Origin of the sequence: Pseudarthrobacter defluvii (assembly GCF_030816725.1) — a bacterium.
Lineage (GTDB): Bacteria > Actinomycetota > Actinomycetes > Actinomycetales > Micrococcaceae > Arthrobacter > Arthrobacter defluvii_A.
On the sequence record NZ_JAUSYG010000001.1, the window covers coordinates 524,954 to 547,823 of the forward strand.

The 22,870-nt window shown below is 67.9% G+C and carries 21 protein-coding genes; 15 read left to right on the top strand and 6 right to left on the bottom strand.

Annotated elements, in window-relative coordinates; genetic code table 11:
• Window positions 1-402 precede the first annotated feature (402 nt).
• From QF031_RS02365 to QF031_RS02375, 3 genes are read left to right on the top strand one after another with little or no spacing between them, the layout of a single operon-like run.
• The gene (locus QF031_RS02365) at window positions 403-1,875 is read left to right on the top strand and encodes a hypothetical protein (RefSeq protein ID WP_307423574.1); all 1,473 of its coding nucleotides are present in this window, start codon (window positions 403-405) and stop codon (window positions 1,873-1,875) included.
• A gap of 43 nt (window positions 1,876-1,918) precedes the next feature.
• Window positions 1,919-2,713: an endonuclease III gene (gene nth / locus QF031_RS02370; RefSeq protein WP_307433088.1), complete on the top strand. Its 795-nt coding sequence runs from the start codon at window positions 1,919-1,921 to the stop codon at window positions 2,711-2,713.
• A complete protein-coding gene (locus tag QF031_RS02375) occupies window positions 2,710-3,387 on the top strand; it encodes an NUDIX hydrolase (protein ID WP_307423577.1) in 678 nt (225 codons plus the stop codon). The genes nth and QF031_RS02375 overlap by 4 nt, the downstream gene beginning before the upstream one ends.
• A 1-nt stretch (window position 3,388) precedes the next feature.
• Here the strand turns inward: QF031_RS02375 and QF031_RS02380 are convergent, their stop codons facing one another.
• Together QF031_RS02380 and QF031_RS02385 are read right to left on the bottom strand one after the other, a co-directional pair.
• Complete coding sequence (locus tag QF031_RS02380; RefSeq protein WP_307423580.1) at window positions 3,389-3,577, bottom strand: YegP family protein; 189 nt, start codon at window positions 3,575-3,577, stop codon at window positions 3,389-3,391.
• A gap of 163 nt (window positions 3,578-3,740) precedes the next feature.
• Window positions 3,741-5,477: a bifunctional 3'-5' exonuclease/DNA polymerase gene (locus tag QF031_RS02385; protein WP_307423582.1), complete on the bottom strand. Its 1,737-nt coding sequence runs from the start codon at window positions 5,475-5,477 to the stop codon at window positions 3,741-3,743.
• Between the two features lie 323 nt (window positions 5,478-5,800).
• Between QF031_RS02385 and ssd the strand changes: the two genes are divergently transcribed.
• The 7 genes from ssd to QF031_RS02420 all read left to right on the top strand — a co-directional run bounded on the left by ssd (window position 5,801) and on the right by QF031_RS02420 (window position 11,382).
• A complete protein-coding gene (gene ssd, locus QF031_RS02390; RefSeq protein WP_307423585.1) occupies window positions 5,801-6,865 on the top strand; it encodes a septum site-determining protein Ssd in 1,065 nt (354 codons plus the stop codon).
• Window positions 6,866-6,969: 104 nt separating this feature from the next.
• Window positions 6,970-8,181 carry a TadA family conjugal transfer-associated ATPase gene (locus QF031_RS02395; RefSeq protein ID WP_307433090.1) on the top strand — a complete coding sequence of 404 codons (1,212 nt, stop codon included), beginning with the start codon at window positions 6,970-6,972 and terminating at the stop codon, window positions 8,179-8,181.
• Entirely contained in the window at window positions 8,178-8,978 is an 801-nt protein-coding gene (locus tag QF031_RS02400; RefSeq protein ID WP_307423589.1) for a hypothetical protein, read from the top strand. Before QF031_RS02395 ends, QF031_RS02400 begins: the two co-directional genes overlap by 4 nt.
• A complete protein-coding gene (locus QF031_RS02405) occupies window positions 8,975-9,577 on the top strand; it encodes a type II secretion system F family protein (protein WP_307423592.1) in 603 nt (200 codons plus the stop codon). The genes QF031_RS02400 and QF031_RS02405 overlap by 4 nt, the downstream gene beginning before the upstream one ends.
• A gap of 322 nt (window positions 9,578-9,899) precedes the next feature.
• Entirely contained in the window at window positions 9,900-10,343 is a 444-nt protein-coding gene (locus QF031_RS02410) for a DUF4244 domain-containing protein (protein WP_307423595.1), read from the top strand.
• 224 nt (window positions 10,344-10,567) lie between these two features.
• On the top strand, window positions 10,568-10,927 hold the full coding sequence (locus tag QF031_RS02415; protein ID WP_307423598.1) for a TadE family type IV pilus minor pilin: 360 nt from the start codon (window positions 10,568-10,570) through the stop codon (window positions 10,925-10,927).
• A gap of 26 nt (window positions 10,928-10,953) precedes the next feature.
• Complete coding sequence (locus tag QF031_RS02420) at window positions 10,954-11,382, top strand: Rv3654c family TadE-like protein (RefSeq protein WP_307423601.1); 429 nt, start codon at window positions 10,954-10,956, stop codon at window positions 11,380-11,382.
• Window positions 11,383-11,397: 15 nt separating this feature from the next.
• Here the strand turns inward: QF031_RS02420 and QF031_RS02425 are convergent, their stop codons facing one another.
• Together QF031_RS02425 and QF031_RS02430 are read right to left on the bottom strand one after the other, a co-directional pair.
• The gene (locus QF031_RS02425; protein ID WP_307423604.1) at window positions 11,398-13,773 is read right to left on the bottom strand and encodes a DEAD/DEAH box helicase; all 2,376 of its coding nucleotides are present in this window, start codon (window positions 13,771-13,773) and stop codon (window positions 11,398-11,400) included.
• 71 nt (window positions 13,774-13,844) lie between these two features.
• Window positions 13,845-14,537: a GNAT family N-acetyltransferase gene (locus tag QF031_RS02430; protein ID WP_307423608.1), complete on the bottom strand. Its 693-nt coding sequence runs from the start codon at window positions 14,535-14,537 to the stop codon at window positions 13,845-13,847.
• 132 nt (window positions 14,538-14,669) lie between these two features.
• Here QF031_RS02430 and trhO point away from each other — a divergent pair, with 132 nt between their 5' ends.
• Window positions 14,670-15,566, top strand: coding sequence for an oxygen-dependent tRNA uridine(34) hydroxylase TrhO (gene trhO, locus QF031_RS02435; RefSeq protein ID WP_307423610.1), 897 nt, complete (start codon window positions 14,670-14,672; stop codon window positions 15,564-15,566).
• A 109-nt stretch (window positions 15,567-15,675) separates the two neighbouring features.
• Here the strand turns inward: trhO and QF031_RS02440 are convergent, their stop codons facing one another.
• Both QF031_RS02440 and QF031_RS02445 read right to left on the bottom strand, forming a co-directional pair.
• Window positions 15,676-16,239, bottom strand: coding sequence for a hypothetical protein (locus tag QF031_RS02440; protein WP_307423612.1), 564 nt, complete (start codon window positions 16,237-16,239; stop codon window positions 15,676-15,678).
• Between the two features lie 51 nt (window positions 16,240-16,290).
• Complete coding sequence (locus tag QF031_RS02445; protein WP_307423616.1) at window positions 16,291-16,764, bottom strand: hypothetical protein; 474 nt, start codon at window positions 16,762-16,764, stop codon at window positions 16,291-16,293.
• A 43-nt stretch (window positions 16,765-16,807) separates the two neighbouring features.
• Here QF031_RS02445 and QF031_RS02450 point away from each other — a divergent pair, with 43 nt between their 5' ends.
• The 4 genes from QF031_RS02450 to QF031_RS02465 all read left to right on the top strand — a co-directional run bounded on the left by QF031_RS02450 (window position 16,808) and on the right by QF031_RS02465 (window position 22,790).
• Window positions 16,808-18,463: a N5-glutamine methyltransferase family protein gene (locus QF031_RS02450; protein ID WP_307423620.1), complete on the top strand. Its 1,656-nt coding sequence runs from the start codon at window positions 16,808-16,810 to the stop codon at window positions 18,461-18,463.
• A gap of 129 nt (window positions 18,464-18,592) precedes the next feature.
• Entirely contained in the window at window positions 18,593-21,319 is a 2,727-nt protein-coding gene (topA, locus tag QF031_RS02455) for a type I DNA topoisomerase (protein ID WP_307423622.1), read from the top strand.
• A 54-nt stretch (window positions 21,320-21,373) separates the two neighbouring features.
• Entirely contained in the window at window positions 21,374-21,793 is a 420-nt protein-coding gene (locus tag QF031_RS02460) for an SseB family protein (protein WP_307423625.1), read from the top strand.
• Between the two features lie 7 nt (window positions 21,794-21,800).
• On the top strand, window positions 21,801-22,790 hold the full coding sequence (locus tag QF031_RS02465; RefSeq protein ID WP_307423629.1) for a Ppx/GppA phosphatase family protein: 990 nt from the start codon (window positions 21,801-21,803) through the stop codon (window positions 22,788-22,790).
• Window positions 22,791-22,870 lie beyond the last annotated feature (80 nt).

Consider the following 22,870-nt stretch of genomic DNA (forward strand, 5'->3'; position numbering starts at 1 on the left):
TCATCATTCATCGATCTTTGCCGCGCGGGACGCCGCCACCGCGAAAGCCCGCCGCTGGTGCGGCGCTGGGCTCCAGCCGGGGACGGACATACCGCAAAGAGCTGTTCCGAAACCAAGCCTAATGCTTGCCGCGCATCCTCTGTGCGCCCCGTCACAAATGCGCCCGCGAGCGGCGTTTTTTAAGCGGTGAATGGTGCCTTCATGACTCTGCCGGGGCCGCCAAAGGCCTGCGTCAGCTAGTGATCAGCCGGGCTGTTGACTAGGCTGAGATGGAATTGTGACTTCACTTCGGACCACTCCGGCAGGGCGCGAACAGCGCCATGCCGGGCCGGGACCGCAATGTCAAGACGGCACGGTTTTCGGGTCCGGAGGGCCCGGTGCCGCCACGCTAAGGAGAGCAGAATGAACCAGCAGAGCTTCGGCCAGCGAACGGGTCCGGACACAGAACCGGGACCCGGAGGCTCCGGACCGGCGTCCGTGGGACCGGGGCAGCCAGCTGCTGCCGGCAGCGCTTCACAGGGACAGGCTGGGCAGGCTGCAGCGCAGAAGGCTGGAGCCGGCAAGCTTGACCCCCATGCCCACCTGGCGGTCCTCGGCCCCTTTACCGTGCGCGACCTGGCCGTTTTTGCCGGCACGCTGATCTTGTTCGTCGCCTCCCTGCTGCCCCTCTTCGGCGCGCGGTACAACCTGTGGAACCTGAACAACCTGTTCTTCCTGGGACTGGGCATCGTCCTGCCGCTGATCGCCAGTGCGCTCTTCGCCGCCCGCCGCCTTGCCCCTGCCACGAAAATGCGGGTGGGCTCGCTCTCGATCGACCAGTTCGCGTCCGTGGTGGCCTCCTTTGCCCTGGCTTTCTTCTTCCTGTCGGTTGCGGGCGGTTATGTGACCAGCCTGCTGGTGGGCCTGATCGGTTCGCTGGTCCTGTTCGCCGCCACCGTGCTGGGCCGTTTCCTGCCGTACCTGTCCGGCGACTTCAAGGACCGACCGGAGGCCCCGGCACACATCGTGGCCCGCGACACTGCGGTTCCGGCGCGGAAGCCCCGGGCCCCTAAAGCGCCCAAGCCGGAGTCCGGCTCCAACCAGTCGAAGGGCGGCCATAAAGGCGCCGGTATCTTCGGCGGTGCCGGTGCAGGCTCTTCCGCCGTCCAGCCCGGTTCTTCCCCGCAGCCTGGTTCTTCCGTGCAGCATGGGTCTTCCACGCAGTCCGGCATTTCCACCCCGTCCGGTATTTCCACCCCGCCCGGTTCTTCCAGCCCCAGCGCCGAGCCCGGCCGGTCGGCCCACGTGCCCGCCACCGCTGCTGTCCCCGTGGCGAATGCTGGAGGTGCTGCCGCCGCGGGAGCAAGCGGGGGAGCCCGCAGCGCGGAACCTTCCGGCGCCGCACCCGCAGGCGCTGCAGGCCCGGAAACCTCAGCGCCCGTATCAACCGCCCCCGAAGCTGCGGACCACACCCCCGCAGTGGATGCCGGCCCGCCCACCCAGGCAGGCGACGTCGTCCGCCCTGCCCCTGCGCAGGCTGCCGAGGAAACCCAGTACTCAGACGTCCCTGCGGCAAATGCTCCGCAGGCGGCCTGGGAGCCGCCGGCCGCCACTGCTGTGCACCAGCAGGTCCGTGCCGAGCAGCCCATTGGGGCGACGGTGGACCCGTCCAGCCGCCATGAAGAGAATGACGGGCAGCCGATCCACGAGGCCTTCTGGTTCGCCGTGGCCCAGCACCGCACAGCCTTCGACCCACGCACAGGCGCCCCGGCCTTTGTAATCGAGCCCGGCGGCTGGGTTCTGGCACTCGAGGACCGGGGTCACGAGTTCCTGGTCCAGCACACGGACGGGCGGCTGGGCGTCCTGCGCGACCTCAGCAACATCGAGCGCGGCTGACGCCGTGGCCGGGGTCCGAACCAAAGCCGGACAGGCCGCCGGCATGCCGGTGGTGTCGTCCGAATCCGTCCTGGCGCTGAAGCGGCGGGCACGGCGCATTCACCGGGCCCTGGCCGAGAAATACCCGTACGCGCACGCGGAACTGGACTTCAGCAACCCTTATGAACTGCTCGTGGCCACCGTGCTGTCCGCCCAAACCACGGACGTCACGGTCAACCAGGTCACCAAGGTCCTGTTCACGCGCTACCCAAATGCGCGGTCGCTGGCGGAGGCGGACCCCGCAGAGCTTGAAACCATCCTCAAGCCCACCGGATTCTTCCGCGCAAAATCGAGGAATGTCCTTGCCCTGTGCACCCGTCTGGTGGACGACTTTGACGGTGAGGTCCCGGGCCGGATGGAGGACCTGGTCACGTTGCCCGGGGTAGGGCGGAAGACGGCCAACGTGGTGCTCGCCAACGCCTTTGGCGTTCCGGGGATATCCGTTGACACGCACTTCGCCCGCCTGGCCAAGCGGTTTGGGTGGACCCAGTCCGAGGACCCTGTGCAGATCGAACAGGACGTGGCCGAACTGTTCGAGCGCAAGGACTGGACCATGCTCTCCCACCGGGTCATCTTCCACGGCCGCCGCGTCTGCCATGCCCGCAAGCCCGCCTGCGGTGCCTGCCCGGTGGCCAACTGGTGCCCCAGCTACGGCCTGGGTGAGACTGACCCCGACAAAGCAGCCAAACTCCTCAAATACGAACTTGCGCCCGGCAGCGAGGCACTCCTGGAGCAATACCTGGCAGAACAGCACCGGGCGGCGGAGATCCGGATGGCCTCCCAGATGAGGACCCCGTGAGCGCACGCGAAGACCTCGCTGAGTTGGTGCGGCGGGCGGAGAACGGAACGGCGGGACCGCCCGATCCCCGATGGGCCGCGCTCACAGTGGACGCCGCCCGTGCCCGCAGGGCTGCCGTCCTGATGCTTTTCGGCGTCCTCGACGACGTCCCGGCCACATCCGGCAAGCCGCTGGCACCGGCCGACCTCGACGTCCTGCTCCTGGAGCGGGCCCACACGCTGGGGTCGCATCCGGGGCAGGTTGCATTTCCGGGCGGCGGCATCGACAGGGGCGAAACCCCGGTGGCCGCGGCGCTCCGCGAAGCCGAGGAGGAAACCGGGCTGGACTCCAGCGGGGTTGAGGTCCTGGGCAGCCTCCAGGAACTGGGCCTGGCGCACAGCAACTTCCTGGTGACGCCGGTACTCGGGTGGTGGCATTCCCCGTCTCCGATACGGGTGGTTGACTACGGCGAATCCGCCCAAGTGTTCCGCGTCCCGGTCCGGGACCTCCTGGACCCGGACAACCGGGTCATGGCCACCGTCCACCGGGCGGGCCGCACCTTCGACAGTCCTGCATTCACCGTCAACGGGGTGGTGGTGTGGGGTTTTACCGGCATTGTGCTGAGCGGCCTCTTCGACCAGCTCGGCTGGTCCGTTCCGTGGGACCGGCACCGGCTGCATCCCATGGGCGTCTAGTTCACGTCTGCCGGCGCAAATCCACAACGATGCCGGTGGCCGCGTTCTCACGCATGGCCTTGATGCCGTCGCGGAGCAGGCTCAGCGACCTGAAGGTGGGCGACACCGCAACCACGTTGCCCTCGGAGTCGGTGAGCCGCAGCCGGTAAGACTCGTCGCCTGTGCGGTGTATTTCAAATCTTCCCGCCATGGATGGGGACCTCCCTGGTATGCGTCGTTGCATCAGCGTGTGGACCGGTCTGTTTCAGTCACCGCTTTCGACTGTAACCTCCGCCACCGGACCCGTCGAGCTACCGCCGGGTAGGTTACCTTGCGTCTCGAAAGCAGGCATCCCCGCCCTCCATGGGTGGCAGTTATTTGGCGAGGTCATAGGAGTCGACAACGGCCAGGCTCACCGGGAACTCAACCGGGATCGGCCCGAACAACAGTTCCTTCGCGGCCCTCGCCGATTCCTCGATCGCCCTGATGCAGGCGTCGACGCCGTCCGCGGGCGCATGCACCATCACCTCATCGTGCAGGAAGAAGACGAGCTCGGCCCGGACTGCCCCGCCACCGCCGCCGGTGCCTGCCGTCCGCAGGGTGCGCAGCCGCCGTCGTAATTCCGCAAGCCAGCACGCCGCCCAGTCCGCCGCCGAACCCTGGACCACGAAGTTCCGGGTGAAACGCCCCCGGCTACGCGCAATGGATTCCGCCCGGCGCTGCTCATCCGCCGTCGCCGAACGCTGGCTGAGGAACCACCGCTCCGAGGGCGGCGGGCTGCTCCGGCCCAGCCGTGTGGTCACCGTCCCGCCGGCTTCGCCCGCCCGCGCTGCTTTCTCCACAAAATCCACGGCACGCGGATACGTGCGCGACAGCTGCGGCATCAGGCGGCCCGCTTCGCCGGAGGTGGCCCCGTACATGGCGCCCAGCAGCGCCATCTTCGCTTTGGCCCGGTCACCGCCAAAACCCTTGGCAGCGATCCCGGCATAGAGGTCCTGGTCCCGCGCTGCCTCGGCCATGGTGGAATCCTGCGCCAGGGCCACCAGGACCCGCGGTTCCAGCTGTGACGCGTCCGCGACGATCAGCTTGAAGCCGGGATCGGCGTGCACCGCGCCGCGGACCTGGCGCGGGATCTGCAGCGCACCACCGCCCCGGGACGCCCAACGCCCCGACACCACGCCGCCCACCACGTACTCGGGACGGAACCTGCCACCGTCCACCCAGGCGTCCAGCCAGGACCAGCCATTGGCGGTGTGCAGGCGGGAGAGTTTCTTGTACTCCAGCAATGGCCCAATGGCCGGGTGGGTGGACTCCCTGAGCTCCCACTTGCGGGTGCTCTTCACCTCGATGCCGTTGCGGTGGAGGGCCCGCATCAGGTCCTGCGGCGAATCCGGATTCAGCCCGGGAGCCTGCAGCAGGGAGCGGAGTTCCGTGGCGAGCGCCTCGAGTTTTTGCGGACGCTGCCCGGCCGGCGGGCGGGGGCCCAAGTGGCTGGTGAGGATCTGTTCGTGCAGGTCCTGCCGCCAGGGAACGCCGGCCTGCTGCATTTCGGCAGCCACCATGGCGGCCGCAGACTCCGCCGCGAGCAGCAGCTGCAGGCGCTGCCGACGGTTTTCCTCCGTGCCCACCGCTGCCAGCGCGGCCTGCTGCTCAGCGTACTCGGCACGAAGGTCTTCAAGGGCAACGCCCGGTGGCGGGCCGGCCGCCGGATCATCAAACAGCGCCCCTTGGTCTGCCGGGGGCCGGGGCGGCAGCAGCGCCTTCGGGGGGAGCGCGGGATCCTCCGCCGGGGTCCGGTCAGTGTTCCTGGCATACTCCGTGTGGGCGCTGAACTGGGAGAATGCCAGGATGTTGCCGCAGAGCGTGACGTCATAGCAGCGCTCCACCTCCACGCCGGATGCGAGCAGCGCCGGGTACCAGTCCTGGGTACGGTGCCAGATCCAGCGGGGCGGCACGCCGCCGGGACGCCGGACTTCCAGTTCACGGACGACGGCGGCAAGATCGCCGAGTGCCACCACTTTGGCTTCGGGGGTGGCAGGCTGGGCATGCCCGGCCTGGGGCAGTTCCTGAAGGGCCGCACCGCGGGGATGGGCGGCGAGCAGCAGGTACATGCTCCCATTGTGCCCTGTCCGCGGAGCACGCAGGTTTGTCCACATACGGGAATTGCTCCCTTAACTGCGTAGTGCGGCCACGGAAGAGTGGCTCCATGAGCAGGCACCAGCTGAACGCAGCGCGATCCGGGCAGGAACAGGCCAGAAGGTCCTCCAAGCGGCCACCCGGTGCGGCGCCACCGACGCCCGGGAGACCTTTGTCCTCGGGGGATCCTTTGTCCGTCGGTGCCGGGGCGTCCGCCGCGTGGCTCCCGGAAGGTGGCGGACCATACGGTGCAGGCCCCAACAGGGAACCGCTCTCTGCTCCGGCACCGGTTGGGTCAGTGTCGTCGGGTCCCGGCGAGGTGCTGCTGCTCACCTCCTCCGGCGTCCTCCGCGCCGAAGTGGAACGCATTGTGGCAGCCGCCGGCGCCCATTTGCGCGTCGTCGCGGACGCGGTGGAGGGCGGGCGGTACTGGGAGGCGGCATCGGCTGTCCTGGTGGGAAGTGACATCAGGGAGTTGCCGCCCCGCCGAAGCACACCTGCGGTCATGGTGGGCCTTGACGGTGAGGGAGACAGCCTCTGGCACCTTGCGGCTGCCCTGGGTGCCGAACGCGTTGCCGTGCTGCCCGATGCCGCCGCCTGGCTCGCCGACCACCTCAGCCGGTCCCGTTCGCCGGGCCCGGGCGGGCTGGTCCTTGGCGTCATAGGCGGCTGCGGCGGTGCCGGGGCCACAACCGCCGCCATCTGGATAGCGCAGGCCGCTGCCGGGCTGGGCGCCAGGGTCCTGCTGGTTGACGGGGACCCGTGGGGAGGAGGACTGGAACTCGCTCTCGCCGCGGAGGAGAATCCCGGTCTCCGCTGGCCCGACCTCGCCGAGGCCAGGGGGAGCATCGATCCCCTGCAGCTCTCGGATTCCCTGCCGGTTGCCGGCGGCTTCTCTTTCCTGTCGTGGCCTGCCACCCGGGAGCATCCCCTTCCTGTCGCTGCTGCTGCCGCCGCCGGTGTACTCGATGCCGCGCGGCGCGGTTATGAACTGGTTGTTGTCGATGTGGGACGCAGCGCGCAGCCGCTCCAGACGGTGGCGTGGGACTGCGACCGGATCCTGTTGGTGGTGCCGGCACAGTTGAAGGCAGCCGTGGCGGCAGTACGCCTGCTCCAGGAGCTTCCCCCGGTGGAGGCGGCCCTGCTGGTGCGCGGCCGGCCCGGTGCGGCCCTCGACAGTTCCCTGATCGCCGACGCTGTGGGGCTGCCCGTGCAGGGGCGCATCCCGGAACTGCGCGCCGTCACGGGGGCCTTGGAATCGGGCCGTCTCCTGGACCTCGGGAAGCGCCGGAACATCCGGCACTTCGGCGGAACAGTGCTCGATTGGCTCGGAGAGGACCTGCAGGCGGGGGACATGGCGTGAGGCGGGCATCAGGTACGCCTTCGACGTCGGCACCTTCAACTTCAGCACCTGAAGCGGGCAGGACCGTGGTGGGCGGAAGTCTCGGTGAACGGCGCAGCTCCAGGATTCTCGAAGCGAACCAGGCCGGCCGCTCCGGACGCAGCAGGGACACCGCGCGCACGGGCAGGGCCGTGGATGCGGGGCTGCTGGAATCCGTCCGCGAGTCGATGATGGCCGAGGCCGGAGCGGTGACGCCGTCCCGGGTGGCCGCGGCCGTCCAGGCCACGGGCAAGTTGTTGGGTACCGCCGGTTCTCTTGCCGCGGTGGAACGGATCAGCGCCGAGCTCAATGGACTCGGGCCACTGCAGGAGCTGACACGGGATCCGTTCGTCACAGACATCTTCGTTAACGCCCCCGACTCGGTATGGGTGGACCGGGGACGGGGCATCGAACGCGTCTCTGTACTGTTCGATAGCGAGGCGCAGCTGCGGGCGCTGGCGTGCAGGCTGGTGGCCGCAGGCGGCCGCCGCCTCGACGACGGTTCACCCTGTGTCGATGTCAGGCTTGCCGGCGGCTACCGTGTCCATGCCGTGTTGCCGCCGGTATCCACCTCCGGGACACTGCTGAGCGTCCGGATCCGGCGGGAAAGGGTCTTCAGCATGGCGGAGCTGGGCTCCGGCGGAATGTTCGGCCCGGCAGTGCAGGTGGTGCTGGAGAGAGTTGTCGCCACGAGGTTGAGTTTCCTGATCAGCGGTGCCACCGGCTCCGGCAAGACCACCCTGCTGTCCACCCTGCTGGGACTGTGCCCGGCGGAGGAGCGGCTGGTCCTGATCGAGGACGCGTCCGAACTGAACCCTGTCCACCCCCACGTCGTCGCCCTGGAATCACGCCACGGGAACCTTGAGGGCGGCGGGGCGGTGGACCTGGGCGAACTCGTCCGGCAGGCACTGCGGATGCGCCCCGACAGGCTGGTGGTGGGGGAGTGCAGGGGCGCTGAAGTGCGTGAACTCCTCACCGCGATGAATACCGGACACAGTGGCGGCGGAGGCACCATTCACGCAAACACGGCAGCAGCAGTACCTGCCAGGCTTAACGCCCTTGGAGCGCTCGCAGGGCTCGGCCCCGAGGCCGTGCGGCTTCAGGCTGCCAGCGCGCTTGATGTTGTCATCCATGTCGGCAGGACACCGCGTGGCAGGGAAGTGCTGTGCATTGGGCTTATCGGCGAAGGCGCTGGGGGACTGACAGTGGTGCCGGCGCTTGAACAATCCGGGACGCCGGGTCCAGCCTGGCCGGCGCTGGCAGCGCGGTTGGGGATGGACCCCGAGGAAATCCTGTGACTCTCCTCCTCACCGTGGTGCTGTGCACTGCTGTGCTGTTGCTCCGCAAGCCGTCCCTCGATGCCCCGTCCAGGTTGCGCGCAGCAACCAGGGGCAGCGGGACATCGCCTGCCTCTCGAAAGGACTGGAGACTGCCATGGGGCAGGCGTGCCGGAGGGAGTGCGGCAAGGACAGAGGGTGCTGGCCTGACCCTGGTGGTGCAGCAGTTGGCGGCGCTGCTTCGGGGCGGACGGACGCCGGGGCGGCTATGGGACGAACTCTGGGCGGTGTACGGCGCCATAGATCGGACCGGGGAGCCGCTGAGGGTGCCGCTCCACACCGGGCCGCCGCTCTCAGCCGGATCAGCTGCCCTTCTCGGCTCCGCACGGGCGGCCGCAGCAACGGGAGCCTCCGTCGCCGAAGCCATCCGGCGGGCAGTGCCCACAGCCTTTCCTGCCAGGGACAGGGAAGCACGGACCTGGTCCCAGCTCGCTGCCTGCTTCGACATTGCAGAGGCCAGCGGGTGCCCGCTCGCCGACGTGCTGACCCGCTTCGCGGCCCAGCTTGAAGCCGAGGATGACGCAGCCGCGGCGCGGGAAACAGCCCTCGCCGGGCCCAAAGCCACGGTCCGCCTCCTGACCTGGCTTCCGCTCATGGGGCTTGGACTCGGTGCCGCCCTGGGCGTGGACCCGCTGGCCACCCTGCTGGGAACACCCCTCGGACTGGCCGCATTGTTGGGCGGAGCAGTCCTCACCGCAGCGGGGAGGGTCTGGTCTGCCCGGCTGGTGTCAGCCGCCGCCGGGGCAGGAACGCCATGACTGCGGGTTGGGGCGCGGGCCTGGCGCTTTTCCTGCTGCTCGCGGCGGGTGCCTGGCTTACGTGCGCCGCCCATGGCCGGTCGCGCCAACGACTGCGCCGTTTGTCTCCTCCCGGCCCTGGCGGAACGCCCGCCACCATGGGTCCGCGGGGCGATCAAAGTGGTGGCCTGAACGATACGGCCATGATGCTTGAACTTGTGGCCGCGATGCTCGACGCCGGAGCCGGTATTGGCCGTTCGCTCGAACTGGTGGCCGCCTCCGCCGCGCCGGACTACAGGGACTCCCTGCGGCCGGTGGTCTCGGCGCTCGCCATCGGCGCCGACTGGGAAACGGCCTGGCGCAGCTCAGCGGTTCGCAGCATCGAGATCCTGGAGCTCCGGGATGCCCTGGGCTTCGCAGCACTCACCGGGGCGCCGTCCGCGGCAATCCTCTATGCCCAGGCTGCAAGGCTGCGGCGGGAACGGTTTCGGGCAGCGGAAAAGCGGGCCGCCTCGCTGGGGGTCAAGCTGGTGGTTCCGTTGGGCCTGTGTTCACTCCCTGCCTTCATCTGCCTGGGGGTCGTGCCGGTGCTCCTGGCCCTGGTGCCGTCCAGCTCCTAGCGGCCCTGGTCCTGCTGTTTGTGGCTCCTGCTCTCTGCCGTGGCCCTGCCCGTGTCGCTCCTGCCTGGGCTTTTGTGCTGCCCGTGTCGCTCCTGGTCGCCCATGCTCGTGGGGGCTCCTGCCCGGCCTCGGCCTTGTCCTGCCCGAGTCGCTCTTGGGCTCTGGGCCTGGTCCAGCCTTTCGGAGCCGTCCCTTCCTCCACATTCCCGGTGGGCCCCCGGCTTTTCCACTTAGCGCACGCCCTCCCTTACCGGCAGCTGCTGCGCCGGGAAGAGTCGAGGCAGCCGGAAAAACCACCGGCGACCACCGGAAAGGAAACCAGATGTCCACCAACCACCGCCGCCGCAACTACGCCACCAATCACGCCTTCGGTACCTCCGCGCTCGCAGCTCCCCGGCCTGTACTGAAGGCATCAGCCTCGAAGGCTCCAGCCCAGGCCGCATCCTTCCCGTGGCCAGGCAACGTCGTGGAGCTCTACCCTGAATCGCTGGGGCCCGATTCGACGGGGCCCAGTTCGCTGGGACCAGGTTCACTGGGGCAACGCCGAGTCTGCTGCGGTTCCGTTTCCGGTTCAGCAGGCGCCCGGCCCACGTCCAGGCGAAGCGCAAGGTTGATGTGTTCGGAGGCCGGGATGGCCACGGCGGAGTATGCCATTGCTACGCTGGCCGCCGTCGGATTCGCCGGGCTGCTCGTGTTCATCCTCCGGAGCGATGAGGTTCGGGGCTTCCTGCTCAACCTCATCCGCACCGCCCTCGCGCTCCCGTGATGCATACTGCGGCCGTACCCGGCTCCCGGCGACCCCGTTTAGGTGTCAACCGCAGTGGGCCTTGCACCGAACCCATCGGCAACCCGGCAGCCGGCAACCCAGCCACCTGCGATCGAGCAGCCTGCAGCAACATCAGTCGGCATGAGCCAGCCGGGAGGCGACGATGGCGGGTAACAGCGGACGGAGCGGCCAAAGCAAGGGGCGCCGTCACGGCGGAGTTCGCCGTGGCACTGCCTGCTGTGCTGGCATTGCTGGCCATGCTGCTTGCCGGAGCCGCTGCGGGTGTGACGCAGTTGCGAATTGAGGAGGGAGCCCGCGCCGGTGCCAGGGCCCTGGCGCGCGGCGATGACCCGGCGGCGGTGGAACGGACAGTCCGGACGCTCGCCGGTGGCTCGGCGGCCGCGTCAGTGGCTTCCGACGGCGGGTGGTTCAGCATCACCGTGACGGACCGGGTGTCGGGGCCCTTGGGGTCCTCCATCCCGTGGACGCTTACCGCCCATGCCTCAACGCGCAGTGAAACTGCGGGCGCCGGAGCTGCCAGTGGTCTTGGTGGTGCCTCGACTAATGGCGCAGGCCGCAGGTGAGGGGCGGCGCCGGTCCATGCCACTCGGTGCGCAGTCAGGGCGACTCTGCTGCGCGGCACCGTCCTCTGGATCGGGAGGTCCGGCCCCGGGCCTGGCGGTGTTCAGGCAGGCAGGAGGGCTCGGAGCGCGGGTCGGGGACAGTCCTGGCGGCCGGGCTGGCCCTTGTGGTCATGACAACCATGGCGGTCATGCTGCTGTTGGCCCAGTCAGCTGTGCTTGCAAGCAGGGCTGCCGGGGCTGCGGACCTGGCGGCCCTTGCGGCGGCGGACGCCCTTAGGGGAATCACCAGCGGAGAGCCTTGCGCTGTTGCCGCCGACGTCGCCGCGCGCCATGCCGCCACCGTCCTCAGCTGCATTGAGGGGGCCGGTCAGACCGTTGAAGTGCGGACCGAGCTTGGCGAGCGTCCGCTGTTCGGCCCTGCCACCGGCCACGCCCGGGCCGGACCGCCACCCTAGGCGGCCTGGGGCGGTTCAGCTCCTGGCTTCCTGCTCCACCGGCATGGCCTCCTTGGCGTCCTTGAGCAGGACGTCCAGCAGGGTCACCGCGGCGGCCTTGTCCAGAGGGTTGTTCTTGTTTCCGCACTTGGGGGACTGGACGCAGGACGGGCAGCCCGATTCGCACTCGCAGGCCTTGATGGCGTCCCGCGTTGCCGCCAACCATACCTTGGCTTTGTCGAAGCCCCGCTCGGCAAATCCTGCACCGCCGGGATGCCCGTCATACACGAAAATGGTGGGCACCCCGGTGTCGGCGTGCAGAGCGGTGGAAACCCCTCCGATGTCCCAGCGGTCGCTGGAGGCAACGAGGGGCAGGAGTCCGATCGCCGCGTGTTCCGCGGCGTGGAGGGCGCCGGGGAACTGCGCTTCGATCAATCCCGCCCCCGTCAGGGAGCGGTTGTCCACCACGAACCACACCGCCTTGGTGAACAGCTCGCGTGCACCGAGTTCAAGTGGCTCCTCTCCCAGGACCTCGTTGGAGATCAGGGCTTTACGCTGGAAGGAGACAACCTGCGTAGTGACTTTCACATCGCCGAAGTGGACGGTCACATCGCCCCACTGCATGCTCCGCAGAGTGTCCAGGACCTCGATTTGGGTCACGTCCCGTGCTGTCGTGTAGTAGTCGGGGTTTGCCCGGCGCACCATGACGCAGTGGTCGTCTTCGTTCAGGTCCTCTACTACGTAGGTGTCGCCTTGGTGGACGTATACGGCGCCGGTGTGTGCCTGATAGTGGGTTTGGGGCGAGTCCATGGTTCCCAGAAGGGAACCGGTCTCGGCGTCAACGATGCTGACCGGACCTCCGCCGTCCGCCCGGAGATTGACCATGGCCGCGGCGCTTTGCGAGTGGGTCCAGAACCAGCCCGCGGGCCGCCGTCGTAGGTAGCCCTGTGCAACCAGCCGGTCCAGGAGCGTTTCGGCGGTCCCGCCGAAGAGGTCCAGCTCGGCAGGTCCCAGGGGAAGTTCCGCTGCCGCAGCGCAGAGGTGCGGTCCGAGCACGTACGGGTTGGACGGGTCAAAGACGGTTGCTTCGACCGAAACGTCGAAGATCGCTTCGGGGTGGTTCACCAGGAACGTGTCCAGCGGGTCATCGCTGGCTACAAACGCGGCGATGGCGTCCTGGCCGGCGCGGCCGGCCCTGCCGATCTGCTGGAACAGCGATGCGCGCGTGCCCGGCCAGCCGGCCACCAGGACCGCGTCAAGGCCGGAGATGTCGATTCCCAGTTCCAGCGCGGATGTGCTGGAAACGCCCAGCAGCTGGCCTGAGCGCAGGGCTTTCTCCACCGCACGGCGTTCCTCCGGCAGGTAACCGGAGCGGTAGGCTGCCACCCGTTGGGGAAGGCTCGGATCCACTTCGTCGAGGAGACGCCTGGTGATGGCGGAGATGGTTTCGGCGCCACGGCGTGACTTGATGAAGGCGATGGTGCGGATCCGGGCCGATACCAGGTTGGCCAGCAGGTCGGAGGTCTCGGCAACCGCCGTCCGCCGCTCCTTGGCCCCGTTCTCGCCGCGGACTTCGGTGAGCGCCGGCTCCCACAGCGCCACCGTGGTGGCCCCATGGGGCGAACAGTCGCGGGACACCGCCTTCACGGGCGCGCCGATGAGGCGCGAGAAGGAGACATCAGGCTCGGAAGCAGTGGCTGAGGCAGCAATGAACACGGGCTCAGGGAAAGCCGTTCCTGCCCCGTAGTAGGCGCAGATCCGGCGGAGCCGCCGCATCAGGTTGGCCACGTGCGATCCGAACACGCCCCGGTAGCTGTGGGCCTCGTCCACAATGACGTAGCGCAGCCGGCGGAAGAACGCTGCCCACCAGGCGTGGTTGGGAAGGATGCCAAAGTGCAGCATGTCCGGGTTGGCCAGGATGAAGTTCGCGTGGTCCCGGATCCACCGGCGGGCGGCCGGATCGGTGTCGCCGTCGTAGGTTTCGGCCCGGACGGTTGGCAGTTTCAGGGCGCGGATGGCGTTCAGTTGGTCGGCGGCCAGCGCCTTGGTGGGGGAGAGATAAAGGGTGACCGCGCCGTCGTCGTGGATCTTTCCGGGGTCCGCCAGCACCCGCAACTCGGACCGGTGGATCGCATCCAGCGCGGGCAGCTGGTAGGCCAGCGACTTCCCGGACGCGGTACCGGTGGCCACCACGACGTGTTCGCCCGAGTGGGCCGTGTTGGCCGCGTCCACCTGATGCCGATACGGCTCCCGGATGCCCAAAGAGCCGTAGGCTTCAGCGACGTCCGGATGCAGCCACTCCGGCCATGGTGCGTGGACCGCCTCCCTCGCCGGGATGGTGCGGACATGACGAAGCTGTTCCGGGTCCGGGCCGCGGCCCAGCAGAGGAATCAGGGAGTCATGGGGGTTCACCCCACCATTCTTTCATCCGGGGCCCCGTCCACCGACCGCGGTTCGCCTACGGAAAAACCGGAAAGGCGGGTTCAGCTGAGCGAGAGGTCCGCTCCGTCGTGCGACGCCGAGAGCATCAGGACCTGGGCCACCGTGGTCCAGCCGAGGTGTGAATAGAGCTTCTGCCCGTCCGCCGAAGCCAGCAGGAGGCCGCTCCGCACGTCGTGGCCGAATGCCTGGGCCGCCAGGGCACGCATGATGAGGCTGCCCAGGCCCCTGCGCTGGAACGCCGGTTCGGTGATGATCTTGTCGAACACAGCGGTATCGCCCACCACGAACACCCTGCCGCTGGCGGCGATGGCGTCTCCGGAGCGGACCTCGGCATAATGGACGCCGTCCTGCTCGAAAGTGGACAGGCTCAGGTCATCGTCGGAAAGCCAGGGGTCCTCGGCGTCCTGGGTCTCCATGTCCACGATCATCATCGTCTGCGTGTTGGAGGTGACGTTCAGTCCGTGCAGGGCAGCCAGATCGGCGTACCGGGAGGGGTCGTTGGTGAGGACGGTGAGCACGCGGGCCGGGGATTCCGCCGTCTTGACGGCCAGGGCAGCGAACTCATCCACTGTGGGTTCGGATGCGAAGACTTCCCACTCCCCGCTGGTATCGGCGCGCAGCGCGGATGGGAAACGGCCTTCCGTGGAGGTCCGGTAGCCGCGACATCCGGCCCAGCCGGCAACCCACACTTCGAGCAGGCCAGTGATGTCTTCAACCAGGGTTTCCGGACTCATGAAATGAACACTATTCCAGCCCGATCCCCAGCAACAGGGGATGCGGAAGTGCTTATGGAATTGTGATACGCACCAAGGCCGGCTGGACGGAGTGAGGCAGGTGCAGGCGGCCCAGCCGGTACCCTTAAATACGTGGCTTTGAACAAGATTGTGCTTTTTTACGGCTTTACCCCCATCGCAGATCCCGACGCCGTTCGGCTCTGGCAGCGCGCCCTGTGCGAGAAGCTGGGACTGACGGGACGCATCATCATTTCCAAGGACGGAATCAACGCCACGGTGGGCGGGGACATCCGCGACGTCAAGCAATACGTCAAAACCACCCGTGAATATCCCGGATTCCGCGACATCGACATTAAGTGGTCGGACGGGGGCGCGGAGGACTTTCCCCGGCTGAGCGTGAAGGTACGGGACGAGATCGTCTCCTTCGGCGCCCCGGGAGAACTGAAGGTGGACGCCAACGGCGTGGTGGGCGGCGGGAAGCACCTCAACCCCGAGGAGCTGCACGAACTCGTCGACGCCAGGAAACAGGACGGCGAGGAAGTGGTCTTCTTCGATGGCCGGAACGCGTTCGAAGCGCAGATTGGCCGGTTCAAGGACGCCGTGGTCCCGGACGTGGGCACCACCCACGACTTCATCAAGGAGTTGGACTCCGGCAAGTACGACTCCTTGAAGGACAAACCCGTGGTCACCTACTGCACCGGGGGCATCCGTTGTGAAGTGCTGTCCAGCCTGATGGTGAACCGCGGCTTTAAGGAGGTGTACCAACTCGACGGCGGCATCGTCCGGTACGGCGAGGCATTCAAGGACCAGGGACTCTGGGAAGGGTCCCTCTATGTCTTCGACAAGCGCATGCACCTCGAGTTCAGCGAGGACGCCAAAACCATCGGCCAGTGCGCCCGCTGCTCCGCGCCCACCAGCAAGTTTGAGAACTGCTCCAACCCCAGCTGCCGGACCTTGACGCTGTACTGCGCTGAGTGCGCCGCGAGCCCCGAAACCCTCCGCTGCCCGGACGGCTGCGCGGCAGCCTAGCGCGGCAACCCGGCGTCTTACAGTCCCGCGCCGCCCGTCCAGCCCGGAGCAGCCCAGCCTGCAGTTCGGGCAACAACCACGGTTTAGCAGTGCGGCCCTGGAAAGCGCATCAAAGCCGGCGCACCCGGAAGGCGTAGTTGGCGGCCGTCCTGGCCTCCACCCTGACCGTCAGGACGCTGTCCGTGGACAGGTAGATGACGTTTTCGCGGTTGATGCCGCACCGCAGGCCCAGGTCCACCAGGGTGAGGGTCTCGGTGCGCACCGTGAAGGTCACCCGGCGCTGGCTCCGGCACGCGATGGCCAGGATGTAGGTCCCGGTCTCCAGCACGGGCGACGAAACGGTCCGCACCTCCCCGGCGCCCAGGAGCCCGGCATCGGCCTGGACCACTGGGCCGGTACTGTCCGGGAGGGCCCGGGACACCCAGTCACCAAGCTCAGCGTCACCGACAGGGTCCTGCTGCAGTGGGTCGCGGGTGAAGGCCGGAGCCGGGTCAACGGAGGCGGTGCCCTGCGCATTGCCGGCCCGGCCGTCGTCGTACGTATATTCACAGCCCGCCAGCGCGCCTGCCGCAAGCACGAGTCCAAGGGCGACGGCGGCCGCCGGCTTCGGTGCCAGGGGCGCCCGTGCTGTCCCTTTTGAAGGGGGCGCGGAGGTTCCCCGCACGCTGGGCATAGTCCGACTGTATGCCCGGAGCGGGCGGCGGACCATAGCGGAAGCGAGGGGCTATTGCGCGGGCACCAGCCGGTAGGCATAGAGCAGCGGAGCGTCCACGCTGGAGGTGCTGATTTCGACCCGTCCGGCGGTGGGCAGGGTGATCTTGGTGGTTTCCTGCCGGCCGTTGCACGCTGCCCCGGCTTCCGTCAGGGCTTTCCCGTCCAACGAGACCGCGAAGAACGCCTTGCCGGTCCCGTCACATACCGCTGTGAGCGTGTAGCTCCCGGCGGGTACCCGGGCGGCTTCCTGCACGATGCGGTCCCGGTTCAGGATCTTGCCGGAGTCCTGCAGCACAACCCCGGCCGGGGAAGAGGGCAGGGCGGTGGCCCGCCACTTGGGTACGTCCGCGTTCTTCCCCGAGGTCACGGGTGAACACCCGGCAATGGCAACGCCGAGCAGCGCGGTGATCAGGGCGCCCGGCAGCGAACGGCGCACCGTCATGTCCGTGCGGGCACGGGGAACCGAGGACAGGTGGGAAGGCATGCCTCCACCGTACCCCGCAGCCATGCCGGACTAAACTTGAGCGGTGCCTAGATCCCCTTACGAGTTCACCGCCGGCAACACCCCCGACGCTCCCCGCAGCGACCTCCCCGCGCTGCTGGCATCCCTTGCCGCGGACCTGAGAAGGCTGGACTACACACTGGACGGCGTGGCCCGGCTGCTGGGACCTACGGCCTCCGCGGCACTGAACCGGGACCAAACCATCCCCGCCCTGCTTGCTGCCGAGCGGGCAGTGGAGGAGGACAAGCGCGTGGCGCCCCTTGCCGCCGTCGTCCGTCTATGGCTCCTCGCGGAGCCCCAGGAGCGGGAAACGCTCGACGCCGCGCTGCCGGACATCGGTGCGGACGGCCTCCTGGAGCTCGGACTCGTGCAGCCCGTCCCCGGCTCGGCACTGCTGACCGCCAGGGCAGACCTGAGGCCATACGGGTGGGACAAAAACGACGACGGCAGCGGGGGCGCCGAGCTGTGGGTGGCCAGCGACCTGGCCGCCCACCAGCAGGCCGGTGTGCTGCGGCACGACCACGTCCTGGGCATCGGGCAGGCGTCCACCACATTGGTGCAGACCACCATCCGCCGCCACACCGAGCGGGCCCTGGACCTGGGCACAGGCTGCGGCATCCAGGCCTTCCACCTGCTGCACCACTGTCACCACGTCACCGCCACCGATATCTCTGAGCGCGCCCTGGCCTACGCACGGTTCAACATACTGCTTAATGCAGAAGCCCTCTCCGTGGACCCGGACCGGCTCGAGGACAGGGTGAGCCTGCGCCTGGGATCCCTCCTGGAGCCGGTCACGGGCGAGGAGTTCGGACTGGTGGTCTCCAACCCGCCGTTCGTCATCACACCGCGCCGGACCGGTGAGGGCGCGGCGGACCAGTTCACCTACCGCGACGGCGGCCTGCCGGGCGATGAGATCGTCGCATCCCTGGTGGCGGACCTGCCAGGCATCCTGGCGCCCGGCGGCTGGGCCCAGATGCTGGGGAACTGGGAAGTTCCTGAGGCTGCGGGCTGGGAGGAGCGGCCCCGGTCCTGGGTGCGGGAGGGCACGGACGCCTGGTTCATCCAGCGCGAGCAGGTCAGCCCCGAACAATACGCCGAAACCTGGCTGCAGGACGCCTCCGAATCCCGCGACCGGCAGCACTACCGGGAGGCGTATGGCGCCTACCTCGCGGATTTCGCCTCCAGGAACGTGGCGGGAATCGGCTTCGGCATGGTCTGGCTCCGGCGCCCCGCCGACGGCCACCCTGCATCCATCAGCCGTTTCGAGGAAATCACCTACCCCATCGAGCAGCCCATCGGACCCCACCTGGGCGCCGCCGTCGAACGCTGCGACTGGCTTGCGGCGCATGATCTTGGCAACACGCACCTGCTCGTGGCGGAAGACGTCACCGAGGAGCGCCACCAGCGGCCCGGGGCCGAGCACCCCGGTGTAATCCTGCTCCGGCAGGGTGCCGGGCTGCGCCGCACCAACCTGATGAGCACGGAGCTGGCCGGCTTTGTGTCCGCGTGCGACGGCGACCTCACCGCCGGGCAGATCGCCGGCGCTTTGGAGGCCCTCCTGGGCGGGGATTTCAGCGGGGAGGAAGCGTTCGACGGCGGGTCCTTCCAGCGTGCGCTGCTCGCCGACGTGGCCAACCTGGTCCGCGACGGCTTCCTACTCCCGGCCGGGATGACTGCCTGACGGGACGCCCCCGTAAGCCCGCAATGGAGCCCCGTCTTTTCCACATGAATGCGCACGATTCCCCAAAATATGGTGAACTAGGCGAACATGGGCTCATCTGCCCCAGCAATCTTTTTCTGTAGGAGCACCGTGCCAAGCAAGGCCAAAACCGGCAAGAAACTCGTGATCGTGGAGTCTCCGGCCAAGAGCAAGACCATCGCCAAATACCTCGGCGAAGGCTTCATCGTGGAGGCCTCCATCGGTCACATCCGGGACCTGCCGCAGCCGTCCGAGCTGCCTGCCGAGCTGAAGAAAACCTCGGTGGGCAAGTTCGCCGTCGACATTGACCACGACTTCAAGCCCTACTACGTGGTGTCCCCGGACAAGAAGAAAAAGGTCACCGAGCTCAAGGCCGCGCTCAAGGACGCCGACGAACTCTATCTCGCAACCGATGGGGACCGCGAGGGCGAGGCCATCGCGTGGCACCTGCTGGAAGTGCTCAAGCCCAAGGTCCCGGTGTACCGGATGACCTTCGGCGAAATCACCAAGGAAGCGATCCAGCGCGCCATGGGCAACCTGCGCGACGTGGACCAGGACCTGGTGGACGCCCAGGAAACCCGCCGCGTCCTGGACCGCCTCTACGGCTACGAAATCTCGCCCGTGTTGTGGCGCAAGGTGGCCCGCGGCCTGTCCGCCGGGCGCGTGCAGTCCGTGGTCACCCGCATGGTGGTGGACCGCGAACGCGAACGCATGGCGTTCAAGGCCGCCTCCTACTGGGACCTGACCGGGCAGTTCGGTGCGGAATCGGGCTCGTTCAAGGCCAAGCTTGCCGCCGTCGACGGCGCCAAGGTGGCAACGGGCCGTGACTTCAATGACAACGGCGAGCTCACATCCCGGAACGTGGCCCACCTCAACGAGGAACTGGCAACGTCCCTTGCAGCCGGGCTGCAGAACGCGGAGTTCCGTGTCCGTTCCGTGGACACGAAGCCGTACACGCGCCGCCCCGCTGCCCCGTTCACCACCTCCACCCTGCAGCAGGAAGCCGGCCGCAAGCTGCGCTTTTCCTCGAAGAGCACCATGCAGATCGCGCAGCGGCTGTATGAAAACGGCTACATCACCTATATGCGTACCGACTCGTCCGCGCTGAGCGACGAAGCTGTCACCGCCGCCCGCCGCCAGGCCTCCGAGCTGTACGGCCCCGAATACATTCCGCAGTCCCCGCGCGTGTACTCCAACAAGGCCGCCAACGCCCAGGAAGCGCACGAGGCCATCCGCCCCGCCGGTGACTCCTTCCGCACCCCCGCCCAGGTGGCGAAACAGCTGTCCGGGGACGAGTTCCGCCTCTACGAACTCATTTGGAAGCGCACCGTCGCGTCCCAGATGGGTGACGCCAAGGGGTCGACGGCGACCATCCGCCTGGGTGCCGTCTCCGCCGACGGGCGCGACGCCGAGTTCTCCGCCTCCGGCACCGTCATCACCTTCCCCGGCTTCCTCGCAGCCTACGAGGAAGGCAAGGACGAGACCCGCGGCGACGACGACTCCGACGAAGCGCGCCGGCTGCCCAACGTGGCCAAGGACGATTCCCTGACCGCTGCGGACATCCAGGCCGTGGGCCACGAAACCTCCCCGCCGCCGCGCTACACGGAAGCGTCCCTCACCGCGGAACTGGAGAAGAAGGGCATCGGACGCCCGTCCACCTACGCCTCCACCATCTCCACCATCCAGGACCGCGGCTACGTCCGGAAGCAGGGCTCGGCCCTGGTGCCCAGCTGGATCGCCTTCTCGGTCATCCGGCTTCTGGAACAGCACTTTTCCGACTACGTGGACTACGAGTTCACCGCCGACATGGAAGGCGACCTGGACAAGATCGCCAACGGCCAGGAAGCCGGTGCCTCTTGGCTGCGCCACTTCTACTTCGGCGAGGATTCCGATCCCGGCCTGCTGAGCATCGTCAACAACCTGGGCGAGATCGACGCCAGGGAGATCAACTCGATCCCCATCACGGACGAGATCACCCTGCGGGTGGGCAAGTTCGGCCCCTACCTGGAGAGCTCGGCCGCCGTGGTGGACCCGAAGACCGGCGAGATCGTCGAATCCGCGCGCGCCAATGTGCCCGAGGACCTGGCGCCTGACGAACTGACCGCGGCCAAGGCCATCGAACTGATGGAGACGGCCGCGCCGGAGGAGCGCGTTCTCGGTGCCGATCCTCACACCGGTCACACGGTGGTGGCCAAGAACGGCCGCTACGGCGCCTACGTCACCGAGATCATCCCCGAGATGACGGATGAAGAACTGGCCAGGCAGCCGGTGGAGTACTACAAGAACGGCAAGCCCAAGCCGCCCAAGAAGCCGGTTAAGGCCAAGCCGCGCACGGGTTCGCTGTTCAAGTCCATGACCGTCGAGTCGGTGACCCTGGACGAGGCACTGCAGCTGATGAGCCTGCCGCGTGCCCTGGGGGAGGACGCTGAAGGAAACCTCATCACGGTCCAGAACGGCCGGTTCGGGCCCTACCTGAAGAAGGGCACGGACTCCCGTTCCATCGGCTCCGAAGAGGAAATCTTCACCATCACGCTGGAACAGGCTTTGGAGATCTACTCGCAGCCCAAGCAGCGCGGCGCCCGTGCCGCGGTGCCGCCGCTGGCCGAGTTCGGCCCGGACCCTGTGTCCGAGAAGAACATCGTGGTGAAGGAAGGCCGGTTCGGGCCCTACATCACCGACGGCATCACCAACATCACGGTTCCCCGCGCAACCTCCCTCGAGGAGCTTACGCGGGAGCAGGCAGTGGAGCTGCTGGCCGAGAAGCGCGCCAAGGGCCCGGTCAAGCGGACCGCCACCCGCAAGGCGCCGGCCAAGAAGAAGGCAACGGCCAAGAAATAGCGCTGGCTGGCCGGCGCGTTTGCGCCGGCCACCGGATCGTGATCGGCTAGTCGTATGACTGAACAGCCTGCGCACACGGACCTTTCCCCGCTCAACGACCTTGAGGAGAAGCTCGCTACCGGCGGGCAGCCCGACGCAAATCCCGTGGACGTCATCCTGTCGTTCCTCAACAGCGAGGTCTACATCATCAGCTCGGACACGGTGGAGGGTGTTGATTCCCAGGTGGAGCCCCTGGTCCTGGCCAACGCCGACGGCGACCCCGTCCTTGCCGTTTTCTCGCACCCCAGCAGGGTGGACCAGCAGTACCTGGAAGCCGCTCCGAACGTGCTGGGAACGCAGGGTGCAGCAATCATTGCGAATATCGGCGACGAACTGGGCATGGTGATCAACCCGGGAGCAGCCTACGGCTTTGAGATCAACCCCGAGGGCGTGGCCAACATCAGGCGCGACTTCAAGCGGGCTGACGAGCAATAATGTCCCCATGCGTCTAGGTGTCCTCGATATCGGTTCCAATACTGTCCACCTGCTCCTGGTGGATGCCCACCCCGGCGCGCAGCCGGTCCCGTTCGCGTCGCACAAGCGTCCGCTGTCCCTGGTCCAGTACCTCGAACCCGACGGCAGCATCAGCGAGGAAGGCCAGCACGAGCTGACCGAGTTCGTGCTGGAAGCATGGGAATTCGCGGCCCGGCACAAGGCTGAGGACCTGCTGGCGTTCTGTACATCAGCCATCCGCGAGGCCACCAACGGCCCCGCAGTCCTGGCCCGGGTCAAGCACGAAACCACCGTGACCCTCCAGGAACTCACCGGCAGCGAGGAAGCGTCCATGACGTTCTTCGCGGTGCGACGCTGGCACGGGTGGGGTGCCGGTCCCATCCTGAACCTGGACATCGGCGGCGGCTCCTTCGAAATGGCCTTCGGCCAGGACGAGCTGCCGGAAGTAGCCACCTCCGTGCCGCTGGGCGCCAGCCGCCTCACCAGGGACTGGCTGGCCGCGGACCCGCCGTCGGCCAAGTCCGTCAAGGAACTCCGCCGCTACATCAGGGCCACGCTCAAGCCGGCCGTCCGCGAATTCGACGGGCTGGGCCGGGCCAATGTGGTGGCCGGTACGTCAAAGACATTCCGTTCGCTGGCCCGGATCGCCGGCGCCGCCCCCAGCGCCGAAGGCCCCTACGTCAAACGCGAACTGCACGCCTCGGACCTGGGCATTTGGACCCAGCGGATTTCGGCGATGAGTTCGGAAGACAGGCTGCACCTTCCCGGCGTCTCTGAGGCCCGGGCCCACCAGCTTCTGGCCGGCGCCCTGGTGGCTGAGGCTGCCCTGGAGATGTTCAAGTTCAAGAAGCTCCGGATCTGCCCCTGGGCCCTGCGTGAGGGTCTCATTCTGCGGCGCCTGGACCAACTGGTGTTTTCCGGCCCGCTCCAGCCGGCGCCCCACGTGGCCGCGGCCCAGTCGGTGGAAGCAACGGTCTAGCCATAAGCGCTTGCTGCCTGCCGCGGTCGTACGGTCCGGCGCAGCCTTGCCGCGGAAAGCTGGCCGTTAAGTGCGGAAGC

What these genes read in the sequence shown, in the direction of transcription:
- QF031_RS02365 (WP_307423574.1), top strand. Translation starts at nt 403, where the DNA reads ATGAACCAGCAGAGCTTCGGCCAGCGAACGGGTCCGGACACAGAACCG.
- nth (WP_307433088.1), top strand. Translation starts at nt 1,919, where the DNA reads ATGCCGGTGGTGTCGTCCGAATCCGTCCTGGCGCTGAAGCGGCGGGCA.
- QF031_RS02380 (WP_307423580.1), bottom strand. Translation starts at nt 3,577, where the DNA reads ATGGCGGGAAGATTTGAAATACACCGCACAGGCGACGAGTCTTACCGG.
- QF031_RS02385 (WP_307423582.1), bottom strand. Translation starts at nt 5,477, where the DNA reads ATGTACCTGCTGCTCGCCGCCCATCCCCGCGGTGCGGCCCTTCAGGAA.
- QF031_RS02405 (WP_307423592.1), top strand. Translation starts at nt 8,975, where the DNA reads ATGACTGCGGGTTGGGGCGCGGGCCTGGCGCTTTTCCTGCTGCTCGCG.
- QF031_RS02410 (WP_307423595.1), top strand. Translation starts at nt 9,900, where the DNA reads ATGTCCACCAACCACCGCCGCCGCAACTACGCCACCAATCACGCCTTC.
- QF031_RS02430 (WP_307423608.1), bottom strand. Translation starts at nt 14,537, where the DNA reads ATGAGTCCGGAAACCCTGGTTGAAGACATCACTGGCCTGCTCGAAGTG.
- QF031_RS02440 (WP_307423612.1), bottom strand. Translation starts at nt 16,239, where the DNA reads ATGCCCAGCGTGCGGGGAACCTCCGCGCCCCCTTCAAAAGGGACAGCA.
- QF031_RS02445 (WP_307423616.1), bottom strand. Translation starts at nt 16,764, where the DNA reads ATGCCTTCCCACCTGTCCTCGGTTCCCCGTGCCCGCACGGACATGACG.
- QF031_RS02460 (WP_307423625.1), top strand. Translation starts at nt 21,374, where the DNA reads ATGACTGAACAGCCTGCGCACACGGACCTTTCCCCGCTCAACGACCTT.
- QF031_RS02465 (WP_307423629.1), top strand. Translation starts at nt 21,801, where the DNA reads ATGCGTCTAGGTGTCCTCGATATCGGTTCCAATACTGTCCACCTGCTC.